This is a genomic window from uncultured Streptomyces sp. (genome assembly GCF_947488945.1).
Classification (GTDB): domain Bacteria; phylum Actinomycetota; class Actinomycetes; order Streptomycetales; family Streptomycetaceae; genus Streptomyces.
Window position 1 is genome coordinate 1 of sequence record NZ_CANLBS010000039.1, and the last position, 15195, is coordinate 15195.

General features: G+C 72.8%; 12 protein-coding genes and 1 CRISPR repeat array. Of the genes, 10 read left to right on the plus strand and 2 right to left on the minus strand.

Annotated features, from left to right (window positions below; all coding sequences use genetic code 11):
* Window positions 1–190: 190 nt before the first annotated feature.
* A CRISPR array of direct repeats spans window positions 191–1865; the repeat unit is 29 nt; unit sequence CGGCCCACCTCCGCTCGCGCGGAGAGCAC.
* 168 nt (window positions 1866–2033) lie between these two features.
* Complete coding sequence (locus Q0994_RS32945; RefSeq protein ID WP_363325599.1) at window positions 2034–2774, minus strand: serine hydrolase; 741 nt, start codon at window positions 2772–2774, stop codon at window positions 2034–2036.
* Between the two features lie 368 nt (window positions 2775–3142).
* On the opposite strand from Q0994_RS32945, the gene Q0994_RS32950 reads away from it, so the two are divergent.
* Complete coding sequence (locus Q0994_RS32950; RefSeq protein WP_299542219.1) at window positions 3143–3871, plus strand: SseB family protein; 729 nt, start codon at window positions 3143–3145, stop codon at window positions 3869–3871.
* Between the two features lie 457 nt (window positions 3872–4328).
* Here Q0994_RS32950 and Q0994_RS32955 read toward each other — a convergent pair whose 3' ends face one another.
* Window positions 4329–4715: a DUF1844 domain-containing protein gene (locus Q0994_RS32955; RefSeq protein WP_299542221.1), complete on the minus strand. Its 387-nt coding sequence runs from the start codon at window positions 4713–4715 to the stop codon at window positions 4329–4331.
* 435 nt (window positions 4716–5150) lie between these two features.
* Here Q0994_RS32955 and infC point away from each other — a divergent pair, with 435 nt between their 5' ends.
* The 9 genes from infC to Q0994_RS33000 all read left to right on the plus strand — a co-directional run bounded on the left by infC (window position 5151) and on the right by Q0994_RS33000 (window position 15133).
* Window positions 5151–5804, plus strand: coding sequence for a translation initiation factor IF-3 (infC, locus tag Q0994_RS32960; protein ID WP_299542261.1), 654 nt, complete (start codon window positions 5151–5153; stop codon window positions 5802–5804).
* Window positions 5805–5922: 118 nt separating this feature from the next.
* Complete coding sequence (gene rpmI, locus Q0994_RS32965; protein WP_299542223.1) at window positions 5923–6117, plus strand: 50S ribosomal protein L35; 195 nt, start codon at window positions 5923–5925, stop codon at window positions 6115–6117.
* A 113-nt stretch (window positions 6118–6230) separates the two neighbouring features.
* Entirely contained in the window at window positions 6231–6614 is a 384-nt protein-coding gene (gene rplT / locus Q0994_RS32970) for a 50S ribosomal protein L20 (RefSeq protein WP_299542225.1), read from the plus strand.
* Window positions 6615–6752: 138 nt separating this feature from the next.
* Complete coding sequence (locus Q0994_RS32975) at window positions 6753–7592, plus strand: RNA methyltransferase (protein ID WP_299542227.1); 840 nt, start codon at window positions 6753–6755, stop codon at window positions 7590–7592.
* A gap of 141 nt (window positions 7593–7733) precedes the next feature.
* A complete protein-coding gene (locus tag Q0994_RS32980; RefSeq protein WP_299542263.1) occupies window positions 7734–8882 on the plus strand; it encodes an ATP-binding protein in 1149 nt (382 codons plus the stop codon).
* A gap of 146 nt (window positions 8883–9028) precedes the next feature.
* Complete coding sequence (pheS, locus tag Q0994_RS32985) at window positions 9029–10168, plus strand: phenylalanine--tRNA ligase subunit alpha (protein WP_299542229.1); 1140 nt, start codon at window positions 9029–9031, stop codon at window positions 10166–10168.
* A complete protein-coding gene (gene pheT / locus Q0994_RS32990; RefSeq protein WP_299542232.1) occupies window positions 10168–12681 on the plus strand; it encodes a phenylalanine--tRNA ligase subunit beta in 2514 nt (837 codons plus the stop codon). Before pheS ends, pheT begins: the two co-directional genes overlap by 1 nt.
* Window positions 12682–13173: 492 nt before the next feature.
* Window positions 13174–14514 carry a transcriptional regulator gene (locus Q0994_RS32995; protein WP_299542233.1) on the plus strand — a complete coding sequence of 447 codons (1341 nt, stop codon included), beginning with the start codon at window positions 13174–13176 and terminating at the stop codon, window positions 14512–14514.
* Between the two features lie 88 nt (window positions 14515–14602).
* The gene (locus Q0994_RS33000) at window positions 14603–15133 is read left to right on the plus strand and encodes an NUDIX domain-containing protein (protein ID WP_299542235.1); all 531 of its coding nucleotides are present in this window, start codon (window positions 14603–14605) and stop codon (window positions 15131–15133) included.
* Window positions 15134–15195: the final 62 nt, after the last annotated feature.

Below are 15195 nucleotides of genomic sequence, written 5' to 3' on the forward strand. Positions count from 1 at the left end.
AGAGTAGGTCGCCGCCGAACAATTTTTGTGGGGAACCCCCGTGCCTGGTGGCACGGGGGTTTTCCGCGTTCCGGACCATTTTGCGGTAGCCGCTCGATGTAAAAACCGTCGGCGGACGACCCGAGTTGAGGTCCTTCTCGCCAGGCGATCGCGCATGCGCCTGCTCACGTGGGTAGGCCAGCAGCGGGGGCAATCCACCTCTGCTCGCGCGGAGAGCACCATGGTCACGCCGGGAAGGGGCTCCACCGGCACGACCCACCTCCGCTCGCGCGGAGAGCACCCCGGCCGGGACGCCTCGACCGAGTTGCACAGCGACCCACCTCCGCTCGCGCGGAGAGCACGGCGCGTTGCTGAACAAGTCCGCGTCCGCCGTCGACCCACCTCCGCTGGCGCAGAGAGCACTGCGCCTGGTCCGGCGTGAGGCGCTTGCGGATCGACCCACCTCCGCTAGCGCGGAGAGCACCGCGGCGTCGTCGGCGTCCGGCGGCTCCGGTGCGACCCACCTCCGCTCGCGCGGAGAGCACGCCGTCTCCGAGGAGACCCTCACCGCCCACGGCGACCCACCTCCGCTCGCGCGGAGAGCACTCGGCCGGCGCGCGTTCCGCTGGCGAAACCGCCGACCCACCTCCGCTCGCGCGGAGAGCACCGCCGGATCGAGCCGCTCGACGAGCTGGCGCTCGGCCCACCTCCGCTCGCGCGGAGAGCACACTTGCCGGAGCCCCGTGCGAGTCATCAGGAGCGGCCCACCTCCGCTCGCGCGGAGAGCACGCGGACGCCGCACCGGACACCGCCGACCGCGCCGGCCCACCTCCGCTCGCGCGGAGAGCACTCCAGCTCCGGGAAGAAGCCCTCGGGGGCCGTCGGCCCACCTCCGCTCGCGCGGAGAGCACGTGTCCTGGGCGATGCCGAGTTCCTTGATCAGCGGCCCACCTCGCTCGCGCGGAGAGCACCAGGTCGGTCAGCAGCCGCACTCCGAGGGAGGCGGCCCACCTCCGCTCGCGCGGAGAGCACCCATGGCCGCATCGGCCGCCACCCTCGCGTCCCGGCCCACCTCCGCTCGCGCGGAGAGCACATGACCTTGCCGTTGATCGCGTTCGCGTCGAGCGGCCCACCTCCGCTCGCGCGGAGAGCACGGCGATGACCATGACGGCCCCCACGGCGAGGACGGCCCACCTCCGCTCGCGCGGAGAGCACAGGGCGAGCGTGTCCGAGATGCCGCCCGCCCACGGCCCACCTCCGCTCGCGCGGAGAGCACCCGGAGTCCTCGCGGTAGGCGACAGCCACGACCGGCCCACCTCCGCTCGCGCGGAGAGCACCATTGACGAATTGCCGACCCTGATCAAACTCGCGGCCCACCTCCGCTCGCGCGGAGAGCACTGGTGCTCGTCGTCCAGCAGGAACAACCACCCCGGCCCACCTCCGCTCGCGCGGAGAGCACCCGCCTTCTTCCGCTCCCGGAACGCCTTCTGCCGGCCCACCTCCGCTCGCGCGGAGAGCACGACGTCATGACGCCGCGACGCCGTGACGTCAGCGGCCCACCTCCGCTCGCGCGGAGAGCACGTGGGGGCCGCGGGGGTGGGGGTGCCGGCCTTCGGCCCACCTCCGCTCGCGCGGAGAGCACTTCGCAGAGCCGGAGGACGACGTAGGAGGGCGCGGCCCACCTCCGCTCGCGCGGAGAGCACGCGGTCGCAGGGCCCGCCGTGCAATCCTCGGTCGGCCCACCTCCGCTCGCGCGGAGAGCACACACGCCCTGGTCGCGGCGGCTTCCCCCCAGTCGGCCCACCTCCGCTCGCGCGGAGAGCACCGTTGGCTCCTGACCTGCGACAACAACGGCTCCGGCCCACCTCCGCTCGCGCGGAGAGCACCCTTTGCGACCTGGGGTTATTGGAGGCCTTTGCCGCTTCTTTGCCAGTCTGCCAAGGCCATGTGCCGTCGCCTCGTTCCGGTCGTGCGGCGAGTCTACGGTTTCTGTCCGGATGCCCCCGGCAGATGGGCAACTCCTTGCGTGGGCACCGCAGGTCGCGGCGTCCCGCTCACCCCGCCACAGCCGCGTGCAGCACCCCCACCGCCGCCTTCGCGACCGACTCGACGCGGGTGATGCCGGCGGCCTGGGTGGTGTGGCCGTCGCTGAGCACTGCCATCAGGTAGGTGTGACCGTCGGCGGCGACGCGGCCGATGCTGTTGACGTCCCAGAGGCCCGTCGTCGTGCGGGGCATCCAGCCGTTCTTCAGTACCCCGTCCGTGCCGGCCGCCGAGACGCCCCACCGCTGGTCGGCCTCGACCTGACTCATCAGCTCTTGGAGGTAACCGCGGGAGGCTGCCGACAGCACGGGAGCCGTGCCGCTCTCTGCGTCGTCCGTGGCGAACACCGCGCGCAGCAGTGCTACTTGGTCTTCAGCCGTGGTCTGGGTCAGACCCCAGGCGTGCGAGGCGACCGTGCCGGTCAGGCCCAGCCGCTCGTTGGCGGCGTCGAGCGCGGTCTCGCCGCCGATCACGGCGAGCAGTTTCGTGGCCGAGGCGTTGTCGCTGTTCTCGATCATGGTTTTCGCGTACGCCTGTTCCGCGGTGGTCAGTTCCCTGCCCTCGTCCTGTGCGGTCAGCAGGAGGGCCGCCAGGATGTCCACCTTCACGATGCTCGCAGTGTCGAAGGTCTCCCCGGCCGCCGAGGCGTACGAGGCCGAGGCCCCGGTCCCCACGTCGACCACCGCCACCGACATCCGGGCACCGCCGGTCAAGGGCTTCACCGCGGCGGCCAGTTCCGCGTCCAGATCCACTTCGGGCTCCTCACTCGTCGCAGCCGCGGACGGCGTGCTCGAAACGGAGGATACGGAGGCCACCGGGGCCGACGGGCGATCCGAGCCGCGCGCCACCACGTACGTGCCTCCGGCGGTCGTTCCTGCGAGCACCATCGCCGCCGTCACGGAAGCGGTCAGCGCGAACCGTCCGGACCTGGGCCCTCCGGGCCTGGGCCTTCCGAACCTGGGCCGTTCGGCCCTGAGCGGCAGGGAGCCCGCCCGCGAGGGTCTTGGTATGCGTCGTCGGGGTCGTCGGGGCATGACCCGCACGGTAGGAACGGCGTCTGAGAGACGTCTGTGCCGAACCTGTCGTCAGGGTGAGAAAGCCGAAGCACTACGCTCGACCCGTGGAGCTCAAGAACATTCCGGACCCCGGTTTCTCCGACGACGACGGCAGCGCCCCGGCCGCGCTCACCGCGGCTCTGGCCGCCTGGTCCGAGGACCGCGGCGCCGTCGGCCCCGTCCTCGCCGCCCTGCGGGACGCACGGCTGCTGGTACCCGTCGTTGCCGTCCTCGGCGAGGTCGAGGAGGACGGGAACGGGCTGCGCCGCGAGAAGACCAGCGACATGGCCGTGCCGACGCTCCAGGCCGGCGGTCGGCGCGCTCTGCCCGCCTTCACCTCCACCGCCTCGCTCGCGCTCTGGGACCCGCAGGCCCGGCCGGTCGCCGTGCCGCTGCACCAGGCGCTCCAGGCCGCCGCGCACGAGAAGGCCGACACCCTGGTGCTGGACCTCGCCGGGCCCGTGGTTTTCGAGCTGACCGGAGCGGCGCTGCGTGCCCTCGCGGAGGGGCGGAACGACGCCGACCCGCTGAAGGACCCGGCCGTGGTGACCGCGGTGCGGGACGCCGTCGCGGGAGAGTCCGACGTGGTCCGCGCCCACCTCGGGCCGGGCAACGCCGACGGCATCGTCGCGTTGGTCCTGGCCCCCGGGGCCGACGCCACGGCCGCCGTCCGCAGGGTCGCCGCCTCGCTGGCCGCCAGCGAGGTGCTGCGGGCCCGGCTCGTCCGGGGCCTCGACCTGGCCCTGCTCCCCGCCGACGCCCCCACCTCCGGCGACCCCCTGTACGTCCGCTGATGTACATCCCCTGACACGCGCCGCCCCGGACACCCGCCCCGGACACCCGCCCCAGACGCACCCGCCCCGGACATCCGCCCCGGCAACCTCCGGTGCCCCGGACGGCTCCCGACGCGCGCCGCATCGGGCCTGGAGCGGTCACCGGAAACCGCCGTCCTCCCCGGTATCCCGAGCGGAAGGCCCGGGAACAGCTCCGAACTCCCCGGAGCAGCTCCGAACTCCCCGGAGCAGCTCCGAACGCCCCGGACCAGCTCCGAATGCCCCGGACCAGCTTCGAACGCCCCGGAACAGCTCCGAACGCCCCGGAACACCTGCGAACGGAGCCCCCCGGAACGCCCCCATGTGCCCCATGAACGACGCGGAGGAGCCCGCCGTCCCGTACATCGACGGGACGGCGGGCTCCTCCGCGTTCAGACTGCCCCGGCCCTCGCCCCAAGGCCGAGGCGCTCCGGCAGGTTCAGCCCCAGACGGGCCCGGTGTACTTCTCGCCCGGGCCCTGGCCCGGCTCGTCGGGGACCAGGGACGCCTCGCGGAACGCCAGCTGGAGGGACTTGAGGCCGTCGCGCAGCGGGGAGGCGTGGAAGGTGCTGATCTCGGTGGCGCTGGCGTCCAGCAGGCCGGCCAGGGCCTGGACCAGCTTGCGGGCCTCGTCGAGGTCCTTGTGCTCGTCACCCTCTTCGGTGAGGCCGAGCTTCACCGCGGCGGCGCTCATCAGGTTGACCGCGACCGTCACGATCACCTCGACCGCGGGGACCTCCGCGATGTCGCGGGCCATGTCGTCGTAGCCGAGGGGCTCGGTACCGGGGGCGGTACCGGGGGCGGTGCTGGGGGTCGCGTCACTCATGTCCCACACGATAAGGCCGCCGACCGCCCCTCCCGCGCGCGGGAGGCGTCCCCGGGCACGTGACGCCGGGCACGTCCAGGAGGGACCGGCGGGCACGTGCGGCAGGGGATTAGCGTCCGCGGGCGGCTGCTGCTAACCTTGTGTAACGACCGGCCGGACATCTATGTGCCCGGCCCACAAGTGGAGGCTCCGATCTCCCACCTGGCTGTCCTCAGGGACGGCGGGTCACCGGTCAGACAGCGGCCATCGTTCCGTACGGACGATGGAGTTGTCCGATGCGCCCCGCGGTTGACGCGGCGGTGCTCCGGTATTTCCCCAGGAGCCCCGCCTGTGTCCCGTCCGGGGCATTTTTCATGCTCCGCTGCGGTTGGTCTTTCGAAAAGACGTTACACGGCTGTCCGCCAGGCGGTCGTGTGGTGATACCTAGGAGGATCCATCAGCGCCGAGCCCCGCATCAACGACCGGATTCGCGTTCCCGAGGTGCGACTTGTCGGTCCCAGCGGCGAGCAGGTCGGGATTGTTCCGCTTGCCAAGGCCCTGGAGCTCGCACAGGAGTACGACCTCGACCTGGTCGAGGTGGCGGCGACAGCCCGTCCGCCCGTGTGCAAGCTCATGGACTACGGGAAGTTCAAGTACGAGTCGGCCATGAAGGCCCGTGAGGCGCGCAAGAACCAGGCGCACACGGTCATCAAGGAAATGAAGCTCCGGCCGAAGATCGACCCGCACGACTATGACACCAAGAAGGGTCACGTCGTCCGGTTCCTCAAGCAGGGTGACAAGGTCAAGATCACGATTATGTTCCGTGGTCGTGAGCAGTCCCGCCCCGAGCTGGGTTTCCGGCTGCTTCAGCGTCTCGCATCGGACGTCGAGGACCTCGGCTTCATCGAGTCCAACCCGAAGCAGGACGGCCGGAACATGATCATGGTTCTGGGCCCGCACAAGAAGAAGACCGAGGCCATGGCCGAGGCGCGCGAGGCCCAGGCGGCCCGCAAGGCCGAGCGTCAGGGCAACGCCTCCGACACCGAGTCCGAGCCGGCGGCTCAGGACGAGGCCACCGAGGCTCCGTCCGAGACACCTTCCGAGGCGTGATCCGGGGGGCCGCCGTCCAGGCGGCTCCCGGTCCCCTGGAATCCCGATAGAGATCTGACGCCCCTGCAGGCCGGTGCCCGCACCGGAGGGGCGCCACCGACGAGGAGATAACGGCGCCATGCCGAAGAACAAGACGCACAGCGGTACGAGCAAGCGCTTCAAGATCACCGGCTCCGGCAAGGTGCTCCGCGAGAAGGCCGGCAAGCGCCACCTTCTCGAGCACAAGTCGTCCAAGAAGACGCGCTCGCTGACCGGCACCACCGTCGTGGCTCCGGCCGACGCCAAGAGGGTCAAGAAGCTTCTCGGCAAGTGAGGCCGTGCCCCCGACGACCCCGGGGGCACGACTTCGGCACCGGGACCCATTCGTTTCCGGGCAGGGATGAGTCGCAGGACGCGACCCCCGGCCCCGCTACAAGGAGTTAACAAGTGGCACGCGTCAAGCGGGCAGTCAACGCCCACAAGAAGCGCCGGGCGATCCTCGAGGCCGCCAGCGGTTACCGCGGTCAGCGCTCGCGCCTGTACCGCAAGGCCAAGGAGCAGGTCACCCACTCCCTGGTCTACAACTACAACGACCGCAAGAAGCGCAAGGGCGACTTCCGCCAGCTCTGGATCCAGCGCATCAACGCCGCTGCCCGCCAGAACGGCATGACGTACAACCGCCTCATCCAGGGTCTGAAGGCCGCCAACGTCGAGGTGGACCGCAAGATCCTGGCCGAGCTCGCGGTCAACGACACCAACGCGTTCGCCGCTCTGGTCGAGGTTGCCCAGAAGGCCCTCCCGAGCGACGTCAACGCCCCGAAGGCCGCCTGACCCAGGCGCTCTTCCAGGTTCACGCACCGGACCCGCAGGCGCACGCCGTCTGCGGGTCCGGTGCGTTGACCCGCTCCCGCCGCCCCTCCAGGGGGCAGCGACCCCTTCCCGCCGCACCAGAGAGGCCAGCCGCCGACCATGGGCACCCCCGAACTGATCTCCCCGCGCTCGACGCGCGTCACGGCCGCCCGTCGGCTGGCCAAGCGGAACTTCCGCGGCAAGGAGCGCCGGTTCATCGCCGAGGGGCCGCAGGCCGTGCGGGAGGCCGCCGCGCACCGGGGCGGGGACGGGGCCCCGACCCTCATCGAGCTGTTCGCCACCGTCGAGGCCGCCGAGCGGTACGAGGAGATCATCGACGCCGCCCACGCCGCAGGTGCCCGGGTCCACCTCGCCGACGCGGAGGTGCTCGCCGACGTGTCGCAGACCGTCACCCCGCAGGGCCTGATCGGGGTCTGCCGCTTCCTGGACTCGCCGTTCGAGGAGATCCTCGCCGCGAAGCCCACCCTGGTGGCCGTCCTCGCCAACGTCCGCGACCCCGGCAACGCCGGCACGGTACTGCGCTGCGCGGACGCGGCGGGCGCCGACGCGGTGGTCCTCACCGACGCCTCGGTGGACCTGTACAACCCCAAGTCGGTTCGGGCGTCGGTCGGTTCGCTGTTCCACCTGCCGGTGGCCGTCGGCGTGCCGGTGGAACGGGCCGTCTCCGGGCTGCGCGCCGCGGGCGCCCGGGTCCTCGCCGCCGACGGGGCCGGGACCGCCGACCTCGACGACGAACTGGACGCCGGCACCATGGGCGGGCCCACCGCCTGGGTCTTCGGCAACGAGGCATGGGGGCTCCCGGAGGAGACCCGCGCGCTCGCCGACGCCGTCGTGCGCGTCCCGATCCACGGCAAGGCGGAGAGCCTCAACCTCGCCACCGCCGCCGCCGTCTGCCTGTACGCCTCCGCGCGCGCCCAGCGCCCGAGGGGCGCACGCTGACGGCCTTCGCGCGCCGCTCCGCGCCTCGCACTCCGGTCGCCGGTTCCGGTGCGCCGGGAGGGTGTCCGCGATTCCCTGACGACTAGTAGGGTGACGCTCTCGGGGGCCCACTGCACCGTGGGAGAGGTGGGGTACGTCAATATGACCGTCGGCATGAGCAGGCCGCGACGGACGGACGCGACGGTCCCGCGCGCACGCGCGGAGGAGGACGCCGCGCGCGAACCCGCCGCCCACGCGGTCGGCGCGGTCCACCCCGACGACCTGCCCGACGGACTGGTGGTCGCCGACGAGACGGGCCGCATCGTCTGCTTCAACGCCGCCGCCACCCGGATCACCGCCATCCCCGGCGCGGTCGCCCTCGGCGCCCCGCTCGACCAGGGCCTGCCCCTCGAAGACCTCAAGGGCCGCCGCTGGTGGACGCTCACCGATCCCTACGGCGGACTCGCCACCCGCATCGGCCAGCCCGAGCGCAACCTGCTCCTGCCGGGCAACCGCGAGGTGCTGGTGTCCGCGAAGTACGTGCGCGAGCGCCCCACCGGGCCCGTGCGCCGCGTGGTGGTGTCCCTGCGCTCGACCGAGGCCCGCCGCCGCACCGAGCGCAGCCACTCCGACCTCATCGCCACCGTCGCCCACGAGCTGCGCTCCCCGCTGACCTCGGTGAAGGGGTTCACCGCGACGCTCCTCGCGAAGTGGGAGCGGTTCACCGACGACCAGAAGCGGCTGATGCTGGAGACCGTCGACGCCGACGCCGGCCGCGTGACCCGGCTCATCGCCGAACTGCTCGACATCTCCCGCATCGACTCCGGCCGGCTGGAGCTGCGCCGCCAGCCCGTCGACATCACCGCCGCCGTCGCCCGGCACGTCCACGCCCTGATCACCGGCGGCCAGGCCGCCGACCGCTTCCTGGTCCGCACCCGCGGTCCGCTGCCCGATCTCTGGGCGGACCCGGACAAGGTGGACCAGGTCCTCGGCAACCTGCTGGAAAACGCGGTGCGCCACGGCGAGGGAACCGTCACCATCGATATCGCACCCGCCCCGGCGAACAGCGACGAGACAGGAACGGCGGTCACCGTGAGCGACGAGGGCCCCGGCATCCCCGAGGAGTCGATGGGCCGCGTCTTCACCCGCTTCTGGCGGGGCAGCAAGCGCGGCGGCACCGGCCTCGGGCTGTACATCGTCAAGGGCATCGTCGAGGCGCACGGCGGGGCGATCACCGTCGACCGGGCGCCCGGCGGCGGTGCGGAATTCCGATTCGTCCTGCCCGTGAGCACTCCGGCGTATCTCGTCTGAGCGGCCACGGGCGACGGCGTCACGCCGCAACCCTTTAGACTCGACCTTTGGCACCTTTGCGTCCGCCAGCCGTCGAGCCGGGCGACGGGGGTCCGGGGGTGTCCCCCGATACGGGCAGTATCAGCCAATCGGAAGCACGGGAAGAGATGTCGGCACCGAACAAGTCGTACGACCCAGTCGAGGTCGAGGCACTGAAACCGGAAGAGATCGAGCGCATGCGGGACGAGGCGTTCGCCGCCTTCGCCGCCGCGGGCGACCTCGACGCGCTCGCCCAGGCGAAGACCGCGCACACCGGTGGAACCTCGCCCCTGTCGCTCGCCAACCGCGAGATCGGCGCCCTGCCGCCGCAGGCCAAGGCCGAGGCGGGCAAGCGCGTGGGCCAGGCCCGCGGCGCCGTCTCCAAGGCCCTGGCCGCGCGCCAGACGGAGCTGGAGGCCGAGCGGGACGCCCGCGTGCTGGTCGAGGAGGCGGTGGACGTCACGCTGCCCTACGACCGCGCCGAGGCCGGGGCCCGCCACCCCCTCACCACCCTCATGGAGCGCGTCGCGGACGTCTTCGTGGCCATGGGCTACGAGATCGCGGAGGGCCCCGAGGTCGAGGCGGAGTGGTTCAACTTCGACGCCCTGAACTTCGTGCCCGACCACCCGGCCCGGCAGATGCAGGACACCTTCTTCGTCCGCGGCACCACCGAGGACGGCCGGCCGGCCGAGGGCGACGAGTCCGGGGTCGTGCTGCGCACCCACACCTCGCCGGTCCAGGCCCGCTCGCTGCTCAGCCGCAAACCCCCCGTCTACGTGGTCTGCCCCGGCCGGGTCTACCGCACCGACGAGCTCGACGCCACGCACACCCCGGTCTTCCACCAGATCGAGCTGCTCGCCGTCGACGAGGGCCTCACCATGGCCGACCTCAAGGGCACCCTCGACCACATGGTCCAGGCGCTCTTCGGGCCGGACATGAAGACCCGGCTGCGGCCCAACTACTTCCCGTTCACCGAGCCGTCCGCCGAGATGGACATGGTCTGCTACGTCTGCCGCGGCGAGTCCGTCGGCAACCCGGACCGACCCTGCCGCACCTGTGGCAGCGAGGGCTGGATCGAGCTCGGCGGCTGCGGCATGGTCAACCCCAAGGTCCTGGTGGCCTGCGGCGTGGACCCCGAGAAGTACAGCGGCTTCGCCTTCGGCTTCGGCATCGAGCGGATGCTGATGTTCCGCCACAACGTAGAAGACATGCGAGACATGGTCGAGGGTGACGTCCGGTTCACCCGGCCCTTCGGGATGGAGATCTGATGCGCGTCCCGCTTTCCTGGCTGCGGGAGTACGTCGACCTGCCGGCGACCGAGACCGGCCGTGACGTACAGGCCAAGCTCGTCGAGGTCGGCCTGGAGGTCGAGACCGTCGAGCAGATCGGCGCCGGTCTCAAGGGCCCGCTGGTCGTCGGACAGGTACGGACCATCGAGGAGCTGGAGGGCTTCAAGAAGCCCATCCGCTTCTGCACCGTCGACGTCGGCACCGCCAACGGCACCGGCGAACCGCAGGAGATCGTCTGCGGCGCCCGCAACTTCGCCGTCGGCGACAAGGTCGTCGTGGTCCTCCCGGGCGCGGTCCTGCCCGGCGACTTCGCGATCGCCGCGCGCAAGACGTACGGCAAGACCTCGCACGGCATGATCTGCTCCACCGACGAGCTCGGCATGGGCGACGACGGCACGCACGGCATCATCGTGCTGCCGCCGGAGCACGAGGTCGGCACCGACGCGATCGAGCTCCTGGAGCTGGTCGACGAGGTCCTCGACATCGCCGTCACCCCGGACCGCGGCTACTGCCTCTCGATGCGCGGGGTCGCCCGCGAGACCGCCATCGCGTACGGCCTGCCGCTGCGCGACCCGGCGCTGCTGGACGTGCCCGCGCCCAACGCGCACGGCTACCCGGTCTCCATCGCCGACCCGATGGGCTGCGACCGGTTCACCGCGCGCACCGTCTCCGGCCTGAACCCCGAGGCCCGCTCGCCGATCTGGATGAAGCGCCGGCTGCAGAAGGCCGGGATGCGTCCCGTCTCGCTCGCCGTCGACATCACCAACTACGTGATGCTGGAGCTCGGCCAGCCGCTGCACGCCTACGACCGCAACCGCGTCGAGGGGACCATCGGAGTCCGCCGCGCGCAGCAGGGCGAGAAGCTCACCACCCTGGACGGCACCGCGCGGGTGCTGGACGCCCAGGACCTGGTCATCACCGACGCCCGCGGCCCCATCGGCCTCGCGGGCGTCATGGGCGGCGCCCACACGGAGATCGCGGACGACGGCGACGAGGCCGCGGCCACCACCGACGTCGTCGTCGAGGCCGCGCACTTCGACGCCATCTCGATCGCCCGCACCGCCCGCCGCCACAAGCTGTCCTCCGAGGCGTCCAGGCGCTTCGAGCGGGGCACCGACCCGCAGGCCGCCGCCGCTGCCGCGCAGCGCACCGTCGACCTGCTGGTGCTGCTCGCCGGGGGCACCGCAGAGGCCGGCGTCACCGAGATCAGCGCGCCGTCCGCGCCGCGCACCATCGCGATGCCCGCCGACCACCCGGACAAGGTGGCCGGCGTCGCGTACGGCCGCGAGATCGTCGTCCGCCGCCTCCAGGAGGTCGGCTGCGACGTGTACGGGCAGGACGAGCTGATCGTCACCGTGCCGTCCTGGCGTCCCGACCTGGGCGCCCCCAACGACCTCGCCGAAGAGGTCATCCGGCTGGAGGGCTACGAGAACCTGCCCTCCACGCTGCCGACCCCGCCCTCCGGCCGCGGCCTCACCGAACGGCAGCGGCTGCACCGCCGCGTCGGCCGGGCGCTCGCGGGCGCGGGCTACGTCGAGGCGCTCAGCTACCCGTTCATCGGCCCCGCCGTCCTCGACCAGCTCGGTCTGGACGCGGACGACGCCCGCCGCCGCACGGTCGAGCTGGTCAACCCGATCTCCGACGAGGAGCCGGCGCTGCGCACCACGCTGCTGCCCGGACTCCTCGGCGCGCTGCGGCGCAACGACGGCCGCGGCAGCCACGACCTGGCGCTCTTCGAGACCGGTCTCGTCTTCCGCCCCAGCGGCGAGGAGACGAAGCCGGTGCGGCTGCCGGTCGACCGCAGGCCCACCGACGAGGAGATCGCGTCGCTCGACGCCGCGCTCCCGCGTCAGCCGCGCCGCGCCGCCGTCGTCCTCGCGGGCGCCCGCGAGCAGGCCGGCTGGTGGGGCAAGGGCCGTCCGTCGAGCTGGGCGGACGCCGTCGAGGCAGCCCGGACCGTCGCACGGGAGGCCGGCGTGGAGCCGGTCGTCCGGGCCGACCGCCACGAGCCCTGGCACCCGGGCCGCTGCGCCGCGCTGTACGTCACCGTGGACGGCGAGGAGACCCTCTTCGGCCACGCGGGCGAACTGCACCCGCGGGTCGTCAAGGCGCTGCACCTGCCGGAGCGCACCAGTGCCGCCGAGGTCGACCTCGACGTGCTGGAGCGTGCCTCGGAGGGGCCGCTGCGGGCGCCCAGGATCTCCACCTTCCCGGTGGCGACCCAGGACGTCGCCCTGGTCGTGGCGGACGACGTTCCGGCCGCCGACGTCGAGCGCGCGCTGCGCGAGGGCGCGGGTGAACTCCTCGAATCGCTGCGGCTGTTCGACGTGTTCACCGGTGAGCAGATCGGCGCCGGCAAGAAGTCCCTGGCGTACGCCCTGCGGTTCCGCGCCGCGGACCGCACGCTGACCGTCGAGGAGGCCTCGGCCGCCCGCGACGCCGCCGTGGCGCTGGCCGCCGGGCGCACCGGAGCGGTGCTGCGCGGGGCCTAGCAGTCGTCGTACGGCAGAGAGGGGCGCCATCCGTCACGGATGGCGCCCCTCTCCCGTTCCCGCAGGACGGCCGACCGCACACGGTGCCGGCCGGGGGGCCGGAAGCATGCGGCCCCGTCGGCCCGCGGCCGCCCTCCTCTTCGTCGGGCAGTGGGTCGTGCGGTCCCGCGCGCCCCGTCCTGCCAGGAGTGTCGGGCAGGTCGGCAGGACGGGGCGGGCGGAAGCGGACCGTCGAGCCGTTCGAGGGGGAGCTGCGACGGTCCGCCACCTCCTGCGGGAGGACCAGTCAAGCGATTTCGGCCCCACGGCGGCAGGGCGCACAGCAGGATGGTTCGGGCATACCGTTCACACCCCGTGTGAACGGGCGGCATGGGGTCCTGTCGCCCGCGATCCCGTATACCGGAGGTTCGGCGGCCGTACGTCAGTGCGACGACAGAACCTGCGACGACGGCACCCGCGAGCGAACTGGGCGAAGACTTGGGGGGAGGGGCCATGGAACCCAACATCCTGCTGGAGTCCCTGATCGAGGAGACGGGCGTCTCCCGGGCGGGGCTGGCCGGCCGCGTGAACCGGGCGGGGCGGGCCCGGGGACTGGAACTGCGCTACGAACACACCGCGGTCGCCCGGTGGCTGAAGGGGCAGAGACCCCGGGGCGAGGTGCCCGACCTGCTCTGCGAGGTGTTCGCGGGCCGCCTCGGCCGCCCGGTGACCCTCGACGACATCGGCATGGGCGCCACCGGCCCGTACACCGCGGCACCCGCCGGCACGCTGACCGGCTTCGTCGACCGGGCCGCCGCGCTCTGGCGCACGGACGACCGGCCCGGCCCCGGCCCCGCGGCGGCGCCGGCGGTCACCGGTACCGCCGCCGTGATGCCGGTGTGGGAGTGGGAGAACCCGCCCGAGGACGCCGACGTCTCCCGCCCCGGCGACCGCAGGGTCTGCGACGCCGACCTGGAGACACTGCGCGCCGCGCGCGTCCACTACGAGCACCTCTACCGCCGGGCCGGCGGCCTGGCGACCCGTTCCCGGGTGGTCGGCTTCCTCAACGGCGGCGCCGCGCCGCTGCTGCGGGCCGGCTACGACGACCCCACCGGCCGCCGACTGCACCGCGCCACCGCCGGCCTGGTCGCGCTCGCGGGGATCTGCGCCTACGACTCCGACGCGCACGGCATGGCCCAGCGGTACTTCCACCAGGCCCTGCGGCTGGCCAAGGCGAGCGGCGACCGGGCGATGGGCGGCTACGTCATCGCGCTCCTGGTCAACCAGTCGCTGCACCTCGCCGACCACCGGCGCTGCGTGGCCTTCGCGGAGGCGGCGCTCCGCGCGGCGGGCCCGCACGTGACCCCCGCGCTCGCGGCCGACCTGTACGCGATGCAGGCCAAGGCGTACGCCCGGCTCGGCGACGGGCCCGCGGCGCTGGAGTGCATCCGGCGGGCGGAGTCGCGGGCGGACCGCATCCGGCCGGGCGGGGAACCGGACGAGACGGGGTACGTGCAGCCGGGACTGGTCGACGTCCAGGTGGCGGAGGCGCTGCTCAGCCTCGGCGATCTGGACGGCGCCCGGGAGCACGCGGCCTCGGCGGTGCGCGCCCCGGCGCACGACCGGGGCAGGGTCCACCGGCTGGCGATGCTGACCCAGGTCGAACTGCGCCAGGGCGAGGCGGACCGGGCGGCCGGCACCGCGTCGGAGATGGCCGAACGCGCCCGGGGAATGGAGTCGCGGCGGCTGCGGGACCGGATGCGGTCGGTCGGCGCGGACCTGCGGGCCAGTGGCAGCGCGGAGGCGGCGCGGGCCGCCGAGACGATCCGGGAAGCGCTCAGCGTGCCCCTGTGAGCTTCCGGCGCACCCCCGGCCAGGCGTTTCCCTGACGGCCCGTCACTGATCCCATGTTGCCACCTATCCCTCGAAAGGTGGCAGAGCTGTGCAGTGGACGAATCTGAACGAACAGACTGTGTACGACAACCAGTGGTTCCGGGTGAACCTCGCCGACGTCGTCCTCCCCGACGGGCGGCACCTCGACCACTACGTCATCCGGCTGCGGGCCGTCGCGGCGGCCACCGTCGTCAACGACGCGGACGAGGTGCTGCTGCTGTGGCGGCACCGGTTCATCACCGGCAGCTGGGGATGGGAGTTCGCGGCCGGAGTCGTCGAGGACGGCGAGGACGTCGTCGCCGCGGCGGCACGCGAGATGGAGGAGGAGACCGGATGGCGGCCGGGCACCCTGCGCCCGCTGATGACCGTGGAACCCTCCAACGGCCTCACCGACGCCCGCCACCACCTCTACTGGTCCGCCGAGGCCACCTACACCGGTCCTCCCGCCGACGCCTTCGAATCCTCCCGCCGCGAGTGGATCCCCCTGAAACTCGTCCCCGACATGATCGCCCGCGGCGAGGTCCCCGCCGCGAACATGGCGGCGGGGCTGCTGATGCTGCATCACCTGCGCCTGGGGTGAGGGCGGCCGGCCCGGCTCCGTACGGCTGACCGCCCCGCCGTGGTCCCGGCCCGGACCGTCCG

Excerpts from the sequence above, each read along its gene's own strand:
- Q0994_RS32980 (WP_299542263.1), top strand. The coding sequence starts at position 7,734 with ATGACCGTCGGCATGAGCAGGCCGCGACGGACGGACGCGACGGTCCCG.
- pheS (WP_299542229.1), top strand. The coding sequence starts at position 9,029 with ATGTCGGCACCGAACAAGTCGTACGACCCAGTCGAGGTCGAGGCACTG.
- Q0994_RS32995 (WP_299542233.1), top strand. The coding sequence starts at position 13,174 with ATGGAACCCAACATCCTGCTGGAGTCCCTGATCGAGGAGACGGGCGTC.
- Q0994_RS32955 (WP_299542221.1), bottom strand. The coding sequence starts at position 4,715 with ATGAGTGACGCGACCCCCAGCACCGCCCCCGGTACCGCCCCCGGTACC.
- Q0994_RS32975 (WP_299542227.1), top strand. The coding sequence starts at position 6,753 with ATGGGCACCCCCGAACTGATCTCCCCGCGCTCGACGCGCGTCACGGCC.
- rpmI (WP_299542223.1), top strand. The coding sequence starts at position 5,923 with ATGCCGAAGAACAAGACGCACAGCGGTACGAGCAAGCGCTTCAAGATC.
- pheT (WP_299542232.1), top strand. The coding sequence starts at position 10,168 with ATGCGCGTCCCGCTTTCCTGGCTGCGGGAGTACGTCGACCTGCCGGCG.